The organism is Pararobbsia alpina, from assembly GCF_902859895.1.
GTDB lineage: Bacteria > Pseudomonadota > Gammaproteobacteria > Burkholderiales > Burkholderiaceae > Pararobbsia > Pararobbsia alpina.
The window spans coordinates 1-19341 of record NZ_CADIKM010000027.1 but is presented as its reverse complement, the minus strand read 5'-3'; the positions used below and the strand labels follow the sequence as shown (position 1 = coordinate 19341).

At 61.4% G+C, this 19341-nt stretch carries 20 protein-coding genes and 1 pseudogene; 7 read left to right on the top strand and 14 right to left on the bottom strand.

Annotated features, from left to right (window positions below; genetic code table 11):
- Positions 1-110: 110 nt before the first annotated feature.
- From HV670_RS21110 to HV670_RS21080, 7 genes are all read right to left on the bottom strand, one after another.
- Positions 111-1844: a SulP family inorganic anion transporter gene (locus HV670_RS21110; RefSeq protein ID WP_175106825.1), complete on the bottom strand. Its 1734-nt coding sequence runs from the start codon at positions 1842-1844 to the stop codon at positions 111-113.
- Positions 1841-2644, bottom strand: a complete 804-nt coding sequence (locus HV670_RS21105) for a potassium channel family protein (RefSeq protein ID WP_246257774.1) — start codon at positions 2642-2644, stop codon at positions 1841-1843. Before HV670_RS21105 ends, HV670_RS21110 begins: the two co-directional genes overlap by 4 nt.
- Before the next feature lie 445 nt (positions 2645-3089).
- Positions 3090-4712 (bottom strand): adenylate/guanylate cyclase domain-containing protein, encoded by a 1623-nt coding sequence (locus HV670_RS21100; RefSeq protein ID WP_246257773.1) that lies wholly within the window; start codon positions 4710-4712, stop codon positions 3090-3092.
- A 365-nt stretch (positions 4713-5077) separates the two neighbouring features.
- Entirely contained in the window at positions 5078-6001 is a 924-nt protein-coding gene (locus HV670_RS21095; protein WP_175106823.1) for a sigma-70 family RNA polymerase sigma factor, read from the bottom strand.
- Entirely contained in the window at positions 5998-6756 is a 759-nt protein-coding gene (locus HV670_RS21090; protein WP_175106822.1) for an SDR family oxidoreductase, read from the bottom strand. Before HV670_RS21090 ends, HV670_RS21095 begins: the two co-directional genes overlap by 4 nt.
- A 384-nt stretch (positions 6757-7140) precedes the next feature.
- Entirely contained in the window at positions 7141-7485 is a 345-nt protein-coding gene (locus HV670_RS21085) for a DoxX family protein (RefSeq protein WP_175106821.1), read from the bottom strand.
- 2 nt (positions 7486-7487) lie between these two features.
- Positions 7488-8411, bottom strand: coding sequence for an NAD-dependent epimerase/dehydratase family protein (locus HV670_RS21080; protein WP_175106820.1), 924 nt, complete (start codon positions 8409-8411; stop codon positions 7488-7490).
- A 130-nt stretch (positions 8412-8541) separates the two neighbouring features.
- On the opposite strand from HV670_RS21080, the gene HV670_RS21075 reads away from it, so the two are divergent.
- Positions 8542-9147, top strand: coding sequence for a TetR/AcrR family transcriptional regulator (locus tag HV670_RS21075; RefSeq protein WP_175106819.1), 606 nt, complete (start codon positions 8542-8544; stop codon positions 9145-9147).
- 122 nt (positions 9148-9269) lie between these two features.
- Here the strand turns inward: HV670_RS21075 and HV670_RS31155 are convergent.
- From HV670_RS31155 to HV670_RS21060, 4 genes and pseudogenes are all read right to left on the bottom strand, one after another.
- Positions 9270-9467, bottom strand: a pseudogene (locus HV670_RS31155) (SRPBCC domain-containing protein); the annotation flags it as partial.
- Positions 9468-9665: 198 nt separating this feature from the next.
- The gene (locus HV670_RS21070) at positions 9666-10442 is read right to left on the bottom strand and encodes a molybdopterin-dependent oxidoreductase (RefSeq protein WP_175106818.1); all 777 of its coding nucleotides are present in this window, start codon (positions 10440-10442) and stop codon (positions 9666-9668) included.
- A gap of 15 nt (positions 10443-10457) precedes the next feature.
- Positions 10458-11084 (bottom strand): cytochrome b/b6 domain-containing protein, encoded by a 627-nt coding sequence (locus HV670_RS21065; RefSeq protein WP_175106817.1) that lies wholly within the window; start codon positions 11082-11084, stop codon positions 10458-10460.
- Between the two features lie 154 nt (positions 11085-11238).
- Positions 11239-11490 carry a pentapeptide MXKDX repeat protein gene (locus HV670_RS21060; RefSeq protein ID WP_175106864.1) on the bottom strand — a complete coding sequence of 84 codons (252 nt, stop codon included), beginning with the start codon at positions 11488-11490 and terminating at the stop codon, positions 11239-11241.
- A gap of 266 nt (positions 11491-11756) precedes the next feature.
- Here HV670_RS21060 and HV670_RS21055 point away from each other — a divergent pair, with 266 nt between their 5' ends.
- The 3 genes from HV670_RS21055 to HV670_RS21045 all read left to right on the top strand — a co-directional run bounded on the left by HV670_RS21055 (position 11757) and on the right by HV670_RS21045 (position 13665).
- The gene (locus tag HV670_RS21055; protein WP_175106816.1) at positions 11757-12329 is read left to right on the top strand and encodes a sigma-70 family RNA polymerase sigma factor; all 573 of its coding nucleotides are present in this window, start codon (positions 11757-11759) and stop codon (positions 12327-12329) included.
- Positions 12326-12967: a DUF1109 domain-containing protein gene (locus tag HV670_RS21050; RefSeq protein ID WP_175106815.1), complete on the top strand. Its 642-nt coding sequence runs from the start codon at positions 12326-12328 to the stop codon at positions 12965-12967. Before HV670_RS21055 ends, HV670_RS21050 begins: the two co-directional genes overlap by 4 nt.
- A gap of 137 nt (positions 12968-13104) precedes the next feature.
- The gene (locus HV670_RS21045) at positions 13105-13665 is read left to right on the top strand and encodes a DoxX family protein (protein WP_343054483.1); all 561 of its coding nucleotides are present in this window, start codon (positions 13105-13107) and stop codon (positions 13663-13665) included.
- A 60-nt stretch (positions 13666-13725) separates the two neighbouring features.
- On the opposite strand, the gene HV670_RS21040 is transcribed toward HV670_RS21045, so the two are convergent.
- On the bottom strand, positions 13726-14247 hold the full coding sequence (locus tag HV670_RS21040) for a hypothetical protein (protein ID WP_175106814.1): 522 nt from the start codon (positions 14245-14247) through the stop codon (positions 13726-13728).
- 129 nt (positions 14248-14376) lie between these two features.
- Positions 14377-15207, bottom strand: coding sequence for a class I SAM-dependent methyltransferase (locus tag HV670_RS21035; protein ID WP_175106813.1), 831 nt, complete (start codon positions 15205-15207; stop codon positions 14377-14379).
- A gap of 131 nt (positions 15208-15338) precedes the next feature.
- On the opposite strand from HV670_RS21035, the gene HV670_RS21030 reads away from it, so the two are divergent.
- Positions 15339-16277: a LysR family transcriptional regulator gene (locus tag HV670_RS21030; RefSeq protein ID WP_175106812.1), complete on the top strand. Its 939-nt coding sequence runs from the start codon at positions 15339-15341 to the stop codon at positions 16275-16277.
- A gap of 360 nt (positions 16278-16637) precedes the next feature.
- Here the strand turns inward: HV670_RS21030 and HV670_RS21025 are convergent, their stop codons facing one another.
- A complete protein-coding gene (locus HV670_RS21025; protein WP_175106811.1) occupies positions 16638-17147 on the bottom strand; it encodes a DUF1697 domain-containing protein in 510 nt (169 codons plus the stop codon).
- 144 nt (positions 17148-17291) lie between these two features.
- Here HV670_RS21025 and HV670_RS21020 point away from each other — a divergent pair, with 144 nt between their 5' ends.
- Together HV670_RS21020 and HV670_RS21015 are read left to right on the top strand one after the other, a co-directional pair.
- Entirely contained in the window at positions 17292-18629 is a 1338-nt protein-coding gene (locus HV670_RS21020; protein ID WP_175106810.1) for an MFS transporter, read from the top strand.
- 313 nt (positions 18630-18942) lie between these two features.
- Positions 18943-19101 carry a hypothetical protein gene (locus HV670_RS21015; protein ID WP_175106809.1) on the top strand — a complete coding sequence of 53 codons (159 nt, stop codon included), beginning with the start codon at positions 18943-18945 and terminating at the stop codon, positions 19099-19101.
- Positions 19102-19341 lie beyond the last annotated feature (240 nt).

Sequence of the window (19341 nt, the reverse complement as noted above, 5' to 3'; positions counted from 1 at the left end):
ATCAGAGCGTTGCGCAGCAGGTTCGTTGCGCCTTGTGGCAGCGGGTTCAGACACGTGTCACTCCCTTTCTGGATTCGAAGTCCCAGGGGCTTTGCTTCAGTCCGTGTGCTTCATTCCGGTTTTGCATCAGGTGAAGGCGCGGATGCTGACGGCGAAAGATCGCGCAGTACGTCAATCGCGGCATCCACGGTCGCAAAGATCTCACGATGGACGCCGCTCACACGAAGTACCTTGTACCGTTCGATCTCATGCCACACACCCGTCGGAAGCGCGACCGCTGCTACGCCCACGCCACGCTTGTCGAGCTCGCCACCCAACTGGATCAATGTCTTGCCCGCCGTGTAGTCGATATTGTTGATCTCGGATGCGTCGATCACCACCCAGCGCAACGGCGAACTTGCCTCGTTGACGAGTTTGAGTATTTCGTCCGTAAAGCGGCCAGCGTTCGCATAGAACAAGTCCGCTTCGAACCGGTAGACGACGATACCAGGCGCCGCGAGCACATTCGGCGCGACAGGCTGCGCGACCCAACGGCCGGCGGGGCTGCGCGTCAACACGCGCGTGCGCAGGTGGTAACTGTGCCGCGCATGCGCAATCAGCGACAGCACGACGGCAGCGAGAATGCCGTGCATCACGTCGACAAACACGACTACGCACGCCGCGAGCAACGCGACGACGAATTCGTCCTTCTGTATGCGATAGAGTTCCTTCATGCCCTTCACATCGATCAGCTTCACGCCGATCATGAATACGATGGCCGACAGGACGGGGGCAGGCAGAAGACTGAGCGGCCTTGTGAGGAACAGCAGCACCAGCAGCACGATGACGGCCGTGGTCAGATGGGCAACCTGGGTACGGCCACCCGCATCATCGACCATCTCGGTCTTGGTCGGACTGCCGTTTACGACGAAGGTGCCCGTCAACGCGGCCGCTGCATTCGCGGCCGCGAGGCCGATGATGTCGGCATTGTCGTCGCCCTTCTCGTTATAGCGGTTGGCGTACGCGCGCGCTGTCGCTGCGCTCTGCGCGATGATGACGATGAAGCACGAGGCGGCCGTTGCCAGCACCTGGTTGATCTCGTTCATATGCAACGGGGGGAGATACAGCGACGGAAGCCCGCCGGGCACTTCACCTGTTACCGCAATGCCATGCGCAGCGAAGTTGAAAACTGCGCTCGCCACAATGGAGCCGACCACCGCAATCAGCGCGCCCGGCGCACGCGGCACCAGTCGCTTGCAACCGACGATCACCACGAGCACGGCAATCGAAAGCGCGGTCGTCGACGTGTTCGCATCGGTGACGCGTTGCAGCACCGATACCAGTTGCGTGATTGGCCCATGCCCCTGCTTCGCGAGACCGACAAGCCCGGCGAGTTCGCCCGCCGCGACCTGCACGCCCACGCCTGTCAGAAAGCCGATCAATGCGCTGCGAGAGAGAAAGTCGGCGAGAAAGCCGAGGCGAAAGATCCGTGCAATCACGAGCATCACGGCGACTGTCAGCGCCACTGTACTCGTGAGGCCGACATACTCCTTGCTGCCCAATGCGGCGACGGCCGTCAGCGTGCCAGCGAGGATGGCAGCCGTCGCGGAGTCTGCTGCGACCACCAGTTGACGCGACGCACCAAAGACCGCAAACGCGATCAGCGGCAGCAAGATCGTATAGAGGCCGGTGACGGTGGGCGTGCCGGAAATCTTCGTGTACCCCATTACCTCGGGGATGCCAAGGGCCGCCAGCGTGATCCCGGCGATGATGTCGTGCGGCAGTTGCGCGGGATTGACGGGCAGAAGCCCCTGCAGGAAGGGCATGCGATGCAGATGAGAATGCGTCGAAACCGGGGGTTTCATGGCGTTGGCTCCATCTGGGTTGTGAGCTTGCCGATCAGCGCATCCGCAACGATCTCATCGGCAATGACAACGTCGGATGCCCCCGCGCTCTCGAACAGCCGCTTTCTCAACGGGTTTTCGCCGGGCACGACAATCGCGAGCGAGGCATTCAGCGTACGCGCCAGCAAGGTGATGGCCAGATTGTTATTACTGTCGGGCGTCGTCACGACCAGCGCCTTGGCGCTGTCAAGCCGCGCACGCCTGAGCACGTCGTCGAACACGCCCGGCGAACCGAGCACGACCATATGGCCGCGATCCGCCGCGCGCTCCGCCTGAGCCTGATCGCCGACGAGGACGAGCACCGTCTGCCCCGCGTCGCTCAAGCGGTTTGCAACGAGTTCACCGAGCGTATGAAATCCAACCACTACGACATGATTGGCGAGATGTTCGAGCTTGAGTTCCATGATCCTGTTCTCCCGATAAGCCATCACATCGTCGCCCGAAAGCATGCCCGTAAGCCTCGAAACCGCGAATCCGCCGATCAGCAGCGTGGTGAACATTGCCAGCAGCATGAACATCTTCTGACGCTGATTGAATTCGGCAAAGTCACCGAGTGTCGTGACGAGATTGACCCCGTCCCAAAGCGCCGTGAACACCTTGTTGGAGAAAGAGGTATCGGACTGATCAAGCAGGACCAGCCCGGTGGCGGAGCCGCCCAGCAGCAGAACAAGAAGGCCGACTGTATAGCGCGCGCGGCGTCGCCATTCGCGAATGCGAATGACTCCGAGACGCGGCTCATCGACGCGATAGATCCACATCATTACCTCGGACAAACAGTTTGATCGAGACAAGAGCGAACCTAGTGCCAGATGTAAAGCTCGTCTTTTTTGGATCAACAGTCAACAGTCAATAGTCCCAGGACGCGCCCCGCGGCGAAAGGCGTCACTCCTTTTCCCGCAGACGCAGCAAACCCATCAGAACATCGTCGCGATAAGTCGGACGGTCGCGTTGGGCCGGGTCAAGGGATCTTTCGGCTGTTGCCGCCGTTCGCGCATGCATTCGACAAATGACTGCCTACAGTTGATTTCACTGTTTCGGCCGACGACGCGGAAACCGACGCGGTGCCACGGCGAACTTCCGTAGGCGACCCGTTGCCGTCGGCCAGGGGATTGCTGCAAAGGGCCGCTTTCGCGCCAATACGGGACCTTTGGCTCGGACGTGTCAAGCGACACTACGCGGTCTGTGAGCGTGGCGCCGCGGGCGTAGTTAGGCCCGAGGCATCTGCGCCGCCTTGGACAGCACACGGACGGACACCGGATCATCGCGGCCTCTCAGGCGTACGGCAAGCTGCGGCAGGCCTGCTGCGGGAACGCCGGCATGCTGGAAGACCTGTTCTGAGACGATCGCCTCGCAAGCGATCTCCTTTGTCAACTGCTCAAGTCTCGAGGCCACGTTCAATGGGTCACCAATTGCAGTAAATGTGAGGTGCTCGCGAAAACCAATCTCACCCATTACCGCCCGGCCGCAATGCAATCCAATTCCAAACCGAATTTTCGTTTGCAGCTGCTGCTCGAGCACAGCGTTGAGCTCGTCAATATTGGCTGCCACCAGCGGCACCGCGCTGAGAGCCTGACGACAGGCGGTCGACGGCTCGCTGCTTAAGCCAAATATCGCGAGCACTCCGTCCCCCATGAACTGATTCGGCAGACCGCCCGCCTGGACTACCGCAGAGCTGACCGCACTCAGGAAGCGGCTGGCCAAGAATATGGTGTCGAACGGTAATTGTGCCGCCGCAAGCCTTGTGGAATCCCGCATATCCACAAACATGAACGCCGCGAATTGCTCTTGCGGCACAACGTCCCGCTGGCGCCGTTGCAAGAAGGCAGTTGATGCTCCCGGAGGCACCAGTGGCCACACGGAGAGATCATGGGTCGGTCGCAATTGGCAGGCGAGGCGCACTGTCTGCGAATCAGCCCCCAGTCGCTCCAGAACGCGACGCTCCGCTTCGGCAGGCGCGGGCAGCGGAACATCGCTGTGCACGCGTACCCGGCACAACGTGCATCGGGCGCGCCCACCGCAGATACTGGCATGCGGAACGCCGGCCATGCGGCTAGCCTCGAGCACCGAAAATCCGCGCGGCACGAATATTTTTCGCCCGTCTGGATACAAAACGCAGAGCCGCCCGACCTGACGTTCCCGCACCGTGCGCACCAGCCGCGCGGCAAGCACCAGCAGCAGCGCACCGCCATCGAAGAGCAAAAAGTCGTTGCGCAGCTCGGCGAGCCAAAGTTTTTGGACTCCCGTTCCGGTGATCATCGGCCGGGTCGCCGCGGCGCGCCAGATAGGATCTCGCGCGAGCGCGATCACTTCCCGTCCGCCCTGTAAGAAGCCTAGCAGCGCGAGCACCGGGAGCAGGACGGCAGCGCTCAGCAGCAAGCTCCGCCACGCTCCGAACCATGGTTTCAATCGCAACCAAAACCAGATGCCGTAACACCCATGCAGCCACGCGACCACCAACAGCATCAACTGCACGATGCCAGAGAGCGGTGAATCGATCCAGAACGAGTACAGTTCCTGCGCGTAGCCCTTGTTCAGGCCGAACTCGGCAAAGGCGACGCGCGTATTCGCAAGATGGTTGGCTAGCAGCGGCGGTATGCACAAGCCCAGAACGAGTTGCGCAACCTCACCCGGAGTCCAGTGCAACGAGCGCCGTTCGTACAGAGCCCACAGACCCAGGAAGAAATGCGTCACGAGCGCGCTGTACAGCACGACCGTTCCAAGCCATCCCTGCCAGACGTACTTCTGCACAAGCAGATCACGCTCCAGCCATGCGAGCGAGATATTCCCCAGCGCGTGATTCAGGAGATGCGTGCCTACATAGGTGAACACCACCAGTCCGGTAGTCAGCCGGACCGATCGCACACCCGCCGGCCGCAACCGTCGGAGGTAGGGAAAGTGTGACATGCTCTAGCTCCTCACGTCTCGATGCGCACCAATTCTTGCCCACCGAGCGATTACACTGCCGAATCGCTTTCCTGTGCAGTGCAGGCAGCGGCGTGAGCGCCTATTAGTGCACGGTCGAACGGTCCATTGATCGACCCTGAGTCGTCATTCAAAGCCCGACCTCGGGTGGCCGCAATGCAGTCGGAAGCTGCCGCTCGTCCCGCCGGGCTGAACGTCAGCAACAATCTCCTCGAAGTAAAGATGCCCTCCCGTTGCGGTCAGGCTTGCTCGGAGCGCCACGGCGGGCGCTGTCAGTGCGTGGCGCCGTCGGCCGCGGGCCTGGCGTCTGGCGCCAGCGCTAGCTCTGCCTCGGCGGCGACATAGCGGACATAGCGGTAGTCGCGGATGAAACTGATCCGGCCGTCGCGCCACTCGAGCCACATCATGTAGCTGGGCTTCGGATCGGCGCGGTCTTCGAAGACTGCGATCACCTCCCGGCCCTCGAGCCAGGCTGGGGCGAGCCACACGCCATCGATCCTGGCGTAGAGGGTGAAGAACAAACCGACGTCCGCACGGCCGACGCGAAGCGGGTATGTGGACTGATTGAGTTTCACGTCGTCGGCCAGGAGCGCCCGCAGGCCGTCCCAGTCCCGCTGGTTGAAGAGCGCGACATAGCGCGTCACCGCAGCGGACGCCGGCCGCGCGTCCGGAAGCGGGCCGGCTTGCGCGTTGATCTCCCGAAGACGCGCGCGACCCCGCGCCAGATGGCCCTTCACGGCGTCGACCGTGAGGTCGAGGAGGGCGGCGATCTCTATCAGCGACTCGTCGAGCACGTCCTTCAGGATGACGACGCTCCGCTGGAGGATGGGGAGCTCCACAAAGCGCGACACCGCGGTCTTGACCGCTTCCTGGCGCATCAACATCTCCACGGGGTCAGGGCTGGCCGGGTCGGCGACGTCCGAGGCCGCGTCGATCGGTTCGGCCATGCGCACCGCTCGGCTGCGCAGCAGGTCGAGGGCGCGGTTGTGGGCGATCCGGAACAGCCAGGGTCGAAGCGGCGTCGTCTCCTCCAGGTCCTGTAACGCCATGAGAGCCCGGACGAGCGTGTCCTGCACGACGTCCTCGCCGTCGATGACCGATCCCATGAGACGCGCGCAATAGCGGTACAGCTCGGGCCGCAGCTCGTCGGCCAGGGCGAGGAGCCGCGCCTTCGGCGAGGGCGGTCCTGCGCTCAACGCGTCTCTCCCTCGAGCACGGTGACTCCCGTGTCGCCCTTGAGCCCGAAGGCGAAGTCCTCGGCATATTTCGGGTCGTCCAGCACGGAAACAACTTTCTCGCCGAACTCCCGGGGCGGCATCGGCGCGCCGAAGCGGGCCACGAACTCTTCGGGCTTGATGCCCATGGCGCGCGCGTAGGCGTTGGCGCCCTCGTCGCCGACCCCGGTGCCGCGGACCATCTGCTGCGGCACGATCGCCTGGAAGCGGATCCCGAGGTCCTTCTGCTCCGAGACGCCGTTGGCGTACCTGGCCATGAACCAGAGCATGCGCTTGGCGCCGCCATATCCGCCCGACATCGGCGATCCGCTCACGGCCGCGCCGCTCGATACCACCAGGACGCGGCTTCCCGGCTCGAGCGGCAGGTTGAGCGCCGCCTGCAGCCAATAGAGCCCGGCCTTGACGTCGTGCTCCCAGGGCGCGGTGAAATCCGCCCAGCTCAGTTGGTCCAACCGACCCATCCGCGGCTTCGCGCCGGCGTTCAGCACCAGGATGTCCGGGCGGACCTCGGCAAGGATGCGGTGGGCGGCGGTCTCGTCCGTCACGTCGGCGGAGATCGTGGCGACGCCCAGCCGGGCGCGGACGGACTCGAGCGCATCGGCGCCGCGGGCGACGACCGTCACCCTGGCGCCGTGCGCGACCAGAGCCTCGACCAGTCCCAGGCCAAGACCACGGCTTCCGCCAGTGACGACTACATTCTTATCTTTGAGGCTCATCAGTTCTGCTCCGGTGTCCAGGTGTAGCTAAGACGTTTGAGGCTCGAAAAAGGAGTCAATCAACGCCGCGGCGGGGGCCCGCGATCCTTCAGCAAAGCTTACTTGGGTCTCCGGAAAGCAGAGCCGCATCGGTGAATGACTCCTCCTGTCCGCCTGCTGCCCCCTGCATGAGGAACTGTTTCCCGTGGCACGTAAAGCGGTGATCTGCGGCAGGCGACCTGGAGCGCCCAGCCATCGCTACAAAAAGCGGACGCATGACGCACGTGCTCAAACTGGAGTTGCTCCAATACCGCTATCCGTGTGCGCATTTCAAGTACCTGCAGCACGGATTGCCCGCGCGGCCTGTTAGCGTCCCGGGCTCACTCGCCTGGTGGCGAGGAAGCCTCAACCGCGGACCGCCACAGTAACAACAATGAGAGCCGAGAAGATCAGCGCCGGGGCGAGATGCCGGAACGGCTCCCGATTTCGTAGCAACGTGAAGAGCGCGCCAATCATGATCCCACCGGCCAGCGTTAGGCCTAAAACTCTGGTTTGTTGTCCAAGAAGAAGTGCTGCACTGAGTAGCTCGAGAGCGCCACAGAGCAACTGAAACCATGCCGGGTAACCCCAGCGTGCGAAGTCGCGCTTCACCGCGCCGCGTCCTGTGAGATTGACCACCCCAGCAACCGCGAACAGAACCGCTACGATCGTCGCGAGAATCGATTCGAAAGATGCAGTGTTTAACGCCATCGTCATGCTCCGTTGCTTTGCTGAAAGTGCTTCTGTACAGAGAGGTCCGCAATCAGGCCGGGGCCGTGGGGTTCCCACGCAAGAACTCGCCGGGCATGCTGGCCGCTTACCGTCTGGTCGAGCGCCAGTGCGTCAGCAAATGGCCCAAGCGATTTGCGAGCATCGTCGAGCGGCCAAAATTCGACGCGGTCGGCGCCGACCGAGGCCCGAATCGCTTCGCCCATTTCGGCAACGGCAACGGCATCTTCCGCGACCACGTTGAAGATCTGTCCCGTGACTCGACCGTCCCCGCTTGCCACCCGCTCCACCGCGCTCAGATATGCCGTGGCGAGATCATCGACGTGCACGGCAGGCCAGTGGTTGCGACCATCACCGACGACTCTCACACTGCCGGTCTGACGGACCATGCCGGCAAGCATGCCGAAGATGCCACCGCCGTAGCCGTGCACCATCGCCGGCCTGAGGATTACCGCGGCAATCGAGCGGCGTGCTGCCAGCGCCTGCACGTGCTGCTCCACTGCGGGCCGCCAGGCGACGAGTGATGTCGGGTTCAGCGCCGATGCTTCAGTCGCGGGCTCGCCCTCCGTATTGCCGTAGACCCAAGTGCCCGACGTATAGACAAACGCCGCGCCCGGATGCAAATGCGAAAGCATCGCCTCAGCCGCGGCCTCGTCGACAGCAGCGGCGGAAGCATCGTTGGTCGACGCCATGTGCACCACGCCATCAGCGGCACCGGCAGTCGCAGCGAAAGACTGTGGCTCACGCAAGTCGCCGCCATGCAGTTTCACGCCGAGACGTGCCAGCGCGCTCGCGGCCGCCGACCTGTTTTCGCGCACCAGCGCCGTCACCTCATGGCCGAGGCTGATTGCCTTGCGCGCGACCGCTTGCCCGATGTAGCCCGTACCACCTGTAATAAATAGTTCCATAGCGTTCTCCTCGATGATTGCCTGCGAAGTTGATAAGTCCCATGAACGAGACTTATCGGTCTCGTTTCGACGAATCTAAACGAGACTGATCAGTCTTGTCAACTACTCGACGATCTGTTATTTATCTGGCATGAACACGTCCTCTCTCCCCGACCTGAGCCCGCTTCAACGCCGTAAGCGGTCCGCCATCCTCGACGGCGCGAAAACCGTTTTTTTAAGCCAGGGTTTCGGCCTGGCAACGATGGACGATGTCGCCGCGGTCGCTGGCGTCGGCAAACAGACCGTCTACCGCCACTTCAAGTCGAAGGAGGCGCTCTTCGTTGGTCTGGTGAGCTCGATGTGCGCTCAGGTGGGTGGACTTCTTGCCAGCGCTCAGGGCCAGCAATCCGATAGATCACCCGAAGTCGAGTTGCGCGAGTTGGGATGGGTGTTGGCACAAATCCTTATCGCGCCGGATAACCTGCGGCTTTACCGGGCCATCGTTGCTGAGGCCGAGCGTCTTCCGGAACTCGGCCAGGTGTTTTACAAAAATGGGGCAAAGGTCGTGCGTGCCTTCGCCGCCAAAATTCTGCGAAAGCGATTTGACGAATCGACTGCTGCATTGCGGGCAGCGACATTTGTTCAGTTGGTGCTAGGCGACGCGTATCTGGAACTGTCAATTGGCTACACGGTGCCCGATGTTGAAGCGCGCTTTGCGCTGCAGATTGACGAGGCGGTGGCGGCTGCACTTCGCTAAGGAGCGCCGCATAAGATGTCGAGCCACTGCATGCGGAGCGCAACAGCGTGTAGCGCGGGGAACAAGACACCGCGCTTCCGATTCCGAACGCATTCGCGCACCGGTTTCCGCACGATCCAGGTGGACACCAGCTTCCACCACGAGGATCCCGCCGTCCCCTGGCTTTTGCAGTGCATGCCGAACCAGTACTGCTTCATGAACTCCGCGTCGGTCAGAGCGGGCCACAGCTTCTCCGGCGTCGTGCGGATGTAGGTCACGTAGACAAAGGTCGATTTAGTTCCGCTATTGCCAAACCCTGTCCGACGACGATCACCGGGAATTGGATAAGCGGACGCCGCTGGTGCGGCCGTGCATCTTTTGTACGAGCATCAGTCCGTCGTTACTGCGGACACCGCGCTCTAGCCAAGAACAAGCCAAATATGACGGTCACGCGGCTTTTTGCATCGCTAATTGTCGTGCGACCACGAGCGTTCCTGATATCTTGCTGATCCCGCACGCGCTGGTCTTTAGTCTACAACTCACGATCCACCAAACCAGTTATAGCCCTGATCGACCCAATAGCCGCCCGGAAACGTGTTGGTCACGAAGATCTCCATGATGTGCTTGGGATTTTTGTAACCGAGTTTCGTGGGAATTCTGAGTTTCATCGGATAACCGTACTTCGCAGGCAATTGCTGACCGTCATACGTAAAGGTCAACAGCGTCTGCGAATGAAGCGCCGTTGGCATATCGATGCTTTCGTAGTAATCGTCAGCGCATTTGAAGCCGACGTATTTCGCCGATGTGTCCGCGCCGACGCGCTTCAGAAATTCCGAGAATGGCGTGCCGCCCCATCGGCCGATTGCGCTCCAGCCTTCGACGCAGATATGCCGCGTAATCTGTTCGGCCTTCGGCAACGCGTAAAGGTCGGCAAGAGTCCAGTCCTTCCTGTCCTGCACGAGACCGCTCACTTTCAGGCGGAAATCGCTTCCATCGACGTGCGGTACATCGTCGATGCCATAGAACGCATTGAATGGGAATGGGCGTGTGATCTGCGCTTCGGTGTAGGTCGGCGCGAGACGGTTCGGGTCGAATAGCCAGCCCTGCACGCTGTCGTTCATTCTCGACACCCGCGATAAAAACGTCTCGACCGATTTTTCGTCCGTCAGGCTGCATCCGGTCAGCATCGCAAGGCCGCCGAGCGTGATAATGCGCTTGCCGAACAGGCGGCGTGACGGGATATCGAGTTCACGATGCACGTCGATACTGAGCGACTCGCGATCGACGGTCGAGGAGGAAGGTTTGAATAGCTTCACAATCGTACTCCTCGGTTAGCGGCCACGAATCATCGTGAGCAACGATCGCGGCACAAGAGCGACCATCGTCAGATGGACGACGATAAAACCGGCCAGCAGCGACATCGCGCCGAAGTGAACGACGCGCGCACGGTCATATCCGCCCATCAAATCGCGCAGCAAAGGAAACTGCACCGACTTCCAGATCGCGAGCCCCGATACGATCAAGACGGCGATGTCGAGCATCACGAACAAGTACGCGAACTTCTGCACCGCGTTGTAGCGGCTCGGGTCCGCGTGCGACAAATGACCTTTCAGTGCTTCGCCGAGGTCGTGCAAGATCGCGCGGGGCGACAGCGGGAAGAACTTCGATCTGAACCGTCCGGTGACGAGGTTCATCGCCAGATAGAAGAGCGCATTGAAGAACAGCAGCCACATCGCCGCGAAGTGCCATTGCAATGCACCACCGAGCCAGCCGCCGAGCGTGACGCCGGGCGGAATCCTGAACCCTTGAAACACCGGTGACGCGTCGTAGATTCGCCAGCCTGACAGCATCATCAGCACCGCTGCCAGCGCGTTGAGCCAGTGCGCGACGCGTACCCACGCGGATTGAATCGTGCGCGCCGCGTCGTGCGACGCGCTGGGTTTAGGGATCGCATTCATGTTGAATCTCCGGGTTTGGCATCGGCGCGGGACGAATCTTCGTTTGCTTCAGTGGGCACACGGTGGGAGTTCGCTGACTTGCAGCATTTCAGCGGTCGCCTGGTTTTCGGGATTCGGCGGTGCGTTCCCGGCATGCCGGGAACCACTCGGGTACCTATTTGCTCATCGTGTCATCTTTCTTCATTGCGTCCGGTTTCATCTTGCTGCCGTCCTTGCTCATCGAATCTTTGGCCATTCCGTCCTTGCTCATTGAATCTTTGGACATCGAACTCTTGGCCGTCGAGTCTTTGCTTGTCGCGTCTTTCGACATCGAATCACCGGACATGGCGCCGCTCGCCTGGGCGAACGCTGAACTACCGCTGACGAGCAACGCTGCGGCGAATACTGCGATTGCAATGCTTTTCATGGCAACTCCTTGGATGTTGTTGATCGGGTCGGTGCGGCCGATGAGGCGTGCACGGCCCATGTGTGTATCGGGTGAACCTGCTTTCCGGCAATTACCGATGCGTAGTACTCGCGCATCCGTGAGGTAGTTCGCCCCGTGTCCCGACGCGGTTACAGCGGGCGCGAAATTTTTTTCTGAAACAGACAAATGAGGGACGTGCAGCGCGGTCGGGAACTTCAACGCGGGGCGATGGAATAAACTCCTGTTTCCTGTAACCGACGCCTCAGATGAATCGAACTACCGATATCACCGCAGCGCAGGCGAAAGAAGCGCATCTGCGAACCCTGTTCCTGAGGGGCCTGGACGGCGACAGCGCCGCGTATCGCCAATTCCTGGCGGAACTGGGCGCGCACCTGCGAGGCTTCCTGCGAAGGCGGTTTCATGATGGCGCGTCCGACGTCGAGGATCTCGTGCAGGAAATTCTGCTGGCAGTTCACAACGGACGGCATACGTATCGCGCCGAGGAACCGCTGACGGCATGGATTCACGCTATCGCGCGCTACAAGCTGACGGATTACTTTCGGTCACGCGCTCGACACGACGCGCTGAACGATCCGCTTGACGACGCGTTCGAGTTGCTCGCCGCGCCCGATCTCGAGTCGGCGCAAGCAAAGCGCGACCTCGGGAAACTGCTCGAACAGTTACCTGATCGCCAGCGTCTGCCGATCATGCACGTGAAGCTCGAAGGGCTGTCCGTGACGGAGACCGCGAAATTGACCGGCTTGTCGGAGTCCGCGGTCAAGATTGGCGTGCATCGTGGACTCAAGGCGTTGGCTGCAAAGATTCGAGGAACGCGATGAAAACGGATGACTTCATTTCCCTGCTTGCCACCAGCGTCTCACCGGTGGACCGTCACGCGCTCACGAAACGCTTTAGCATTGCGGTGCTGGTGGGCGCGGCCGGTGCGACGCTGATCATGGCGATGGTGCTCGGCATCCGGCGCGACCTCGCCGAAGTGGCAGCCACGCCGATCTTTTGGGCCAAGATCGCGTTGCCTTTGTGTCTGATGATCGGCTCGCTGTGGATGTCGACGCGGCTCGCACGGCCTGGCGTACGCGCGGGTGGTAGCGGCTGGTTGATTGCTGCGCCGGTCGCGGCGGTTTGTCTGGCCGGAGCGTATGTATTGATGGCTGCACCGGACGACGCACGGCTCGCACTCGTGCTCGGCAAAACCTGGCGCGTCTGTCCGTTCAATATCGCGATGCTGTCGGTTCCCGGCCTTATAGCCGTCTTCTGGGCGCTCAAAGGACTGGCGCCGACCCGGCTCGCGGCGTCCGGTGCGGCGGGCGGCTTGCTGGCCGGTTCGACCGCGACGCTCGCGTATTGCCTGCATTGCCCCGAAATGGGCATCCCGTTCTGGGGCGCGTGGTATCTGCTTGGGATGCTGGTGCCGACGGTTATCGGGGCGCTGCTCGGCCCCCGGCTGTTGCGCTGGTAAAGCGTTCAGAGCCGTCTTGGATGCTGAGTAGACGATGATCGAACGGGAGATCGGTAGACCCATGCCCATCCCGCTGGCCTTGGTCGTGTAGAAGGCGTCGAACAGGCGTTCCACATGCTTCGGGCGATCCCGCCTGGCTGACGGACCGCTGGGGCCTCGCGCGATGGACACCTCTGCCATTGCGGCTGGTCGTCGGTTACGGGTTCATGGCGCACGGCTACGCAAAAATTGTGAAGCATCCAGATGCATTTGCCGGAATTTTGCACGCGCTCGGTGTGCCGGCACCGCACTTCATGGCGTGGGCGACCATCGTCATCGAACTAGTCGGCGGTCTCGCGGTTATCGCCGGTCAATGGGTAAGCGAGGAGCTCCGAGCGCTCATGGTGCGATCGCGTCAGGAAACCGCTGCCGACGCACAACGCAAGGCCGCCCTCTGCTCGTCCTTGCAGATCAATACCGCGGCAATGGCCAACGAGGGATTCATGATTCATAGGCCACGACTCGACCAACTCCTCGATGTGCTTCTACAGTCGAAGTCCGATCGGATCGGTGACGGTCCCCTCACTCAGTGGACGTTCGTGTCGAACCGGAGCTCGACCCGCAACACCCTGACGTCCATCGGTGCGCAGCGGGCCCGGCTTACCGGGAGCCACAAGATACCGTCGAATACCTGGGGTTCTTTGATTAATATTATCTAGCGGGTGCTAGTCCTTCCGCCGCATTGCCTCCTGCTGGAAGCAGGCTACGCTTTGGCAATGTCATGACTTACGGAACGATAAATAGCTCCGAGCCGCCTTGGACTGAGGGCGCAGCAGGAGATAGAAGGCGGCAACATGCGTAATCATCAGCACAGGCACGTAGATGATCGGAATCGCGTACGTAGCGCCGAACTCTCCCGCACGCGCAGGAAGATCGGACTGGATCGCGTGGTAGTAGTCGAGAATGAGGTCGGTCGCTCCCACAAGATTAAAGGCTACGACGAACGACCAAAAGAGTGGGCGTATCCGTGCTGTGAGTAGCGCCAGCATCGCCAGAACTCCCGTTGCGAAGTCACCGTATGCGGCGAACACGGCGAAGCTGGCAGGCAGATCGGGACTGACGATGCCCGGCAGAATGAAGACCAGCCCGAAAAAACGGAAGCTGTGCAAGGTGGCCATGGCGCGTTGCGCTTCGAATGGGTCCATCGACTTGAGCCTGGGCCAGACGTATACGCGGAAGCAAAGCAGCCAGGCGACATAGCCTAGAACGAGATGCGATTGGAAGAGAAGCTCCGGTGACATGTTGCCTCCTGTCAGGTGTTGTCTGGCGCATTGAAGAATAGGAAGGAGATCAGCCGGGGTGTCGTCGGATCAACTGGCGCAGCGACAGCGCATGCAGCAGGATCGAGCCTGGCATCACGAAAGCAGGGGTCAGCACTTTGTGGATGCGGCCTCGAACACCGCGGTGAGAATGCCGAGTCGGCCTTCCAGGAGATTTCGCGCCAGGTTTGCGGCGAGCTGTGCGAAGTCAGGCCCCATCACCACGCCGAGATTTGGCGAGGGCAGCGGGCCTGACGCACGCAGTTGGGTGCTCCAGGCCTTAGCGGCTTCGGTGTCGTTTTGCCATGCCAGCGTGCGGAAACCTGCTTGTTCGATCGCCTCGCGCGTTGCATCGGCCGTCAGGAGAAAGCTTGTTGTCGGCGTTCGCGCCCAGGGAACGGGGTAGTACGGTTCGCTGCCGTTTGCGACGACGTCGAACGTCGCAAACCTGCCGCATGGCTTCAGCACGCGTTCGATCTCGCGGTAAAGACGTGCGCGGTCGGAGATATTCATCGCCACGTGCTGCAGCAATACGGCGTCGAAACGGCTGCCGTCGAAGGGAAGTTCCAGCGCGCTGGCGGTATGGAACGAAACCTGTTCGCTCTGCCCTGTGCGCCGGGTGAGATAGCGTGCGGCATCCACGAATGGTTCGCTGAGGTCGATACCCGTCACCCGGCAACCATAGGTTGCAGACAGAAAACGGGCCGGCCCGCCAACGCCCGAACCGACGTCCAGCACCGACATATCGGCGGTGATCCCGGCCAATTTGGAAAGCTCCGTGGTGGCAGCAAGCCCACGGGTGTGAAACTGGTCGAGGGCGCCCAGCTGCTGCGGTGTGAGCCGCTGATCCTCCGGCCCAAAGACCGTGAGCGCGATCTTCAGCCGCTCGGTCAGGCCGGTCGCGCGATAGTGATCTCGCACGTCATCAAGTGCATCAGTCATTGCGGAGTTCCTCCACGGTCTTAGCGGATTGTTCAGGGCTTGCGAGTCGACATCGGCGTGCCCCCTCATCCGCAAGCGTAGGTGTACCATGGCCCCTCGCGAGCGACTATTCATCACAATGTTGACGGGCTATGAAGCAGAACTTCACAGTCAGGCAAGGCGCGCTCGATGGCGTGGAGGTGTTCCTGAGCGTCGCCCAGCATCGTAGTTTTCGCCGGGCAGCCGCGGATCTCGGGGTGACACCTTCGGCCGTCAGCCAGACGGTGCGTTTACTTGAAGCGCGCATTGGCGCCGCGCTCTTCATACGCACCACGCGTAGTGTCGGCCTGACCGAAGCTGGCGAACGGTTTCTTTCGCACGCAAAACCTGCCTTCGAGGAGCTTGTCGCCGCTAGTGAGGTTGCGCGCGGACTTGGCCAGCGGCCCGCCGGATTGTTGCGTCTTTCAGTGCCGCACGCGGTGGTGCCAATCCTCCTGGAACCACTGATTGCATCCTTCTGCCAGGCTTATCCTGAGGTCGAACTGGAGATCGCCGCAAGCAAGGAGCTGATCGATCTTGCAGCGGAAGGGTTCGACGCCGGCATCCGGCTGGGTCAGTTCGTCGACGCCGACATGGTCGCGATACCGTTGACGCCACCGTTTCGCCTCATCGTCGTCGGCAGCCCTGCCTACTTCGCAGAACGCAGCCTGCCTGGGAACACGGACGATCTGCGCCAACACGCATGCTTGCGATGGCGGCGATCCAGCGGCGCGCTCGCGCTGTGGTCATTCAACGACAATGGCCAAGTGATCGAGATCGCCGTATCCGGTCCCTTCATCGCGAGCGATTTTTCCACCATGCTTGGCGCGGCAATCGAAGGCATAGGCCTTGCCCAGCTACCTGAGCCGATGACCGTTGAAGGGTTGAGAGCGGGAAAACTGGTGCACGTGCTGGAGCCGTTCGCACCGGTGATACCGGGCGTGTTTCTCTACTATCCAAGCCGCCGGCAGATCATGCCGAAACTGCGCGTTTTCATCGATCATGTGAAGAGCCGCCCGCCAGGCCATGACAAAGTCCCTGGTACAAGATGACGATTGGCGTGCCGGGTTCCGGAAACTCGCCATCGCGACCGGCGCACAGCTCGGGACCTCCCGGTTCCATAGGCCTGAGTGAATTCCATGTATAGGACCGCGCTCGACTCGTCCTTGCTGCGTCGTTTTTTATCGGGTAAAGGGCGGTTCCCGGAGACAGAAGGGACGTTTGAGCGTCCAGCAACAGTAGCCCCTGAACGGCCGTAGATGGCCGACTACTGAACCAGGCAGTCGGCCGTAGTCGACCCATAGGCGTCCTTCACTCCGGCGCTGGCATCAATCGCCTTCAGCGTTCCCTCGAAGGCTCGTCGAGCCAGCGTCCGCAACTGGCCCGATCCAAGACGCCGGAGGACCCTCGGACTAGTCTGTCGCCCACTCAGCGAGTTTTGCCACAGTGTTCATGTTGCGGGCGGTGCCGGTCCTCACAGCGGGAATTTTCAATTTTGAGTGTGCGATTCCGTTGCTGTAGTGCACGTACACCTCACGCGTTCCGAGCGCGATTTCTTCATCCTGCTGGCCGCTCACATGAGACAGGGCGTCGGCAGGAGGTGGTGCATCGAGGAATATTGCGACGGTCCGATTCGGTGCGGCGGCCCCGAATGGATTCCCGTCAACAACCGCGACCAGCTCTGCGCCAGTCCGGACTAGAACACCTACTGGCTTGCCCGCGTATATCTCCAGGCAACGTTCCAGCCGAGCCTTCACTGAGGCTTCCGTGAGCTTGCTTTCGAAGACGACGTTGCCACTTGCGATATAGGTGCGCACGTTGGTAAAACCAATGGACTCGCACATCGCTCGCAGCTCGGACATAGGGAGCTTACCGGTGCCGCCAACATTTACGGCCCGTAGGAAAGCCACGTATCGAGTCATAAAGTGATCCTATCGTCATTTCCGTCGGCGCAGCCTACCCTGAAGTCGCTCGATCCGTTCCAGAGTACTCTGTGGTGACCGGCTCAGTTCGACCTCAGAGCGCGGCTTTTACTCGTGCTATGGCGACGCTCGTGGACTTCTGACATGACCCTATCCAGTCCAGCCCGGAATCTGTTGACCAGACCGCCGGTCCCTCGCCTGTCGACGCTCAGCCACATACAGATCGCGTCGCTGTGGTTTGCGCTCTTTAGCCAATGGATGACGGTCGTTCCGGTGCTCGTGCCGGCACAGGTTGCCGAAATGCTCGGACGCGACGCCGCGTTAAAGGAAGGCGTGGCCGGCTCGGTCATTGCGGCCGGTGCATTCATTGCGATGGTCGTGGCGCCACTGGCCGGAGCGCTTTCAGATCGCTGCTCTGCAAAACATGGACGTCGGCGACCGTTTCTCGTCGTCGGCGTGTTCGGCACCTCGGTCGCACTGGTATGGCTTGCGTCATTCAACGGCGCGGGGAGCGTATGGCTGTATGCACTCGCGTTCGTGCATCTCCAATTCTGGTGGAACTGGGCGGCGGGTCCGTACGCCGGGCTGGTGCCCGATGTTGTGCCGAAACAGGAAGCCAACCGCGCGAGCGCGTGGCTCAACGTGATGAGCGTGCTCGGCACCATCACCGGTAACGTGGTGCTCGTTGCGTTCTATTCTCCGCGTCACGTGTATCCCGCGGTTGCCACGTTCATTGCAATCATGTTGCTCTGCCTTTGGCTGACGATTCGCGGCTCGCGCGAGCCGAGGCCTGCCCGATCCCGCGACCGGTTCGAGCTCTTCGCGTTCGTCCGCTCGTTCTATCTCGATCCACGCCTGCACCGAAATTTCTACTGGGTGCTCGTAACCCGCCTGTTCGCCAACATGGGAATCTGGTCAATCTTCAGCTTCATGTTGTACTACCTGCAGGACGTGATCGGCATTCGTCATCCGACCAGTCTCCTGAACGGGCTGCTTGGTGTCGGCGTGGTGCTGGCGATCCCGGCCAGCCTGCTGGGCGCACGGCTCGCCGACCATTACGGCGTCGTTCCCGTCGTCCGCCTGACAAGCTGGATCATGGCCGGGGCTGCAACCGGCTTTGTCCTCCTGGCGTTGCATCCGAACCAGTTGCTGGTGATCACGGTCGGGCTGGTTTTCTGCGCCGCTTACGGCACCTATCAAGCCGTCGACTGGGCACTCGCGCTGCAAGTGTTGCCAGACGATGCGTCCAGCGGCAAGGACATGGGCATCTGGCAAGTGTCGATGGTGCTGCCGCAGATCCTAGGCCCTGCCGCGACCGGGTGGATGCTGTCATGGGTCAAAGCGTTTGCCGGTGCCGGACCCGCCTACGTTACCGCGTTCGTCGTCGCCGCGGTGTGGTTCGTGCTGGCGGCGTGGCTCGTCTCGCGCATCAGGATTGCTTCACGGCAACACCTATCCACCGGACTCGTCGGGCGACCATAGACACCCGCCGCGCATGCGCATTGGTCAATGTTCGACGACGATGACTGCGTCGACGTCGACTTTCCGAGAAATCCAAACAAAACCGTCAACAAATGGCGGCGGAGGAATGCCGATTGCCTCTCCCGTGATGGCGACAGTCGTGCCAGCACGCTCGTTGCGCTGCACCCGTGTGTAGGCTGACTTTTCGCAGCCGGACCCGTGCCGCTCAGCAGCATTTCGCCACTTGGACATCTGCTATACATTCTCGTACTTGTCCTGGCCATAAAGCGAACTAGACTTAGGGCGAGTATGCCTGCCTCCCCGGGGAGAAACCATGAAACACGTGATGAAGGGTTTCCTGCTTGCCGTTGCCCTGCTGACAGTGGTTGGCGGCACCGTCGGCACCTATGCGATCCTCTCCGCACCGTCGGCTCATGCTGAGCCGTGCGGCGGCCGTGGGTATCCGCAGGACGGTGGCGGCAATCCGCCCTAACCCAAGTACGGAGCGCGCCTCAGCGCCCCCGAGTGGGGCAAAAGCGGACTAGGCGCAGCGATGGTCCGGTCTCCCGGTCGAACCGACGTTCGAATGTCCGTCACGGCGTGCGAGCGAATGGCCGAAGATGGCCCAGAGCGTGTCAAAACGCTGAGTCACCGGGAATTAACGAAACCTGTCTTGCCGCAGGTTTCGACTTTTCGATTGCGGCGATCCGAGCGTCAAATCACAGCGGAAGTA

What these genes read in the sequence shown, in the direction of transcription:
- HV670_RS21030 (WP_175106812.1), top strand. Translation starts at nt 15,339, where the DNA reads ATGAAGCAGAACTTCACAGTCAGGCAAGGCGCGCTCGATGGCGTGGAG.
- HV670_RS21020 (WP_175106810.1), top strand. Translation starts at nt 17,292, where the DNA reads ATGACCCTATCCAGTCCAGCCCGGAATCTGTTGACCAGACCGCCGGTC.
- HV670_RS21080 (WP_175106820.1), bottom strand. Translation starts at nt 8,411, where the DNA reads ATGGAACTATTTATTACAGGTGGTACGGGCTACATCGGGCAAGCGGTC.
- HV670_RS21035 (WP_175106813.1), bottom strand. Translation starts at nt 15,207, where the DNA reads ATGACTGATGCACTTGATGACGTGCGAGATCACTATCGCGCGACCGGC.
- HV670_RS21085 (WP_175106821.1), bottom strand. Translation starts at nt 7,485, where the DNA reads ATGGCGTTAAACACTGCATCTTTCGAATCGATTCTCGCGACGATCGTA.
- HV670_RS21040 (WP_175106814.1), bottom strand. Translation starts at nt 14,247, where the DNA reads ATGTCACCGGAGCTTCTCTTCCAATCGCATCTCGTTCTAGGCTATGTC.
- HV670_RS21015 (WP_175106809.1), top strand. Translation starts at nt 18,943, where the DNA reads ATGAAACACGTGATGAAGGGTTTCCTGCTTGCCGTTGCCCTGCTGACA.
- HV670_RS21065 (WP_175106817.1), bottom strand. Translation starts at nt 11,084, where the DNA reads ATGAATGCGATCCCTAAACCCAGCGCGTCGCACGACGCGGCGCGCACG.
- HV670_RS21075 (WP_175106819.1), top strand. Translation starts at nt 8,542, where the DNA reads ATGAACACGTCCTCTCTCCCCGACCTGAGCCCGCTTCAACGCCGTAAG.
- HV670_RS21060 (WP_175106864.1), bottom strand. Translation starts at nt 11,490, where the DNA reads ATGAAAAGCATTGCAATCGCAGTATTCGCCGCAGCGTTGCTCGTCAGC.
- HV670_RS21110 (WP_175106825.1), bottom strand. Translation starts at nt 1,844, where the DNA reads ATGAAACCCCCGGTTTCGACGCATTCTCATCTGCATCGCATGCCCTTC.
- HV670_RS21055 (WP_175106816.1), top strand. Translation starts at nt 11,757, where the DNA reads ATGAATCGAACTACCGATATCACCGCAGCGCAGGCGAAAGAAGCGCAT.
- HV670_RS21090 (WP_175106822.1), bottom strand. Translation starts at nt 6,756, where the DNA reads ATGAGCCTCAAAGATAAGAATGTAGTCGTCACTGGCGGAAGCCGTGGT.
- HV670_RS21105 (WP_246257774.1), bottom strand. Translation starts at nt 2,644, where the DNA reads ATGATGTGGATCTATCGCGTCGATGAGCCGCGTCTCGGAGTCATTCGC.
- HV670_RS21025 (WP_175106811.1), bottom strand. Translation starts at nt 17,147, where the DNA reads ATGACTCGATACGTGGCTTTCCTACGGGCCGTAAATGTTGGCGGCACC.
- HV670_RS21050 (WP_175106815.1), top strand. Translation starts at nt 12,326, where the DNA reads ATGAAAACGGATGACTTCATTTCCCTGCTTGCCACCAGCGTCTCACCG.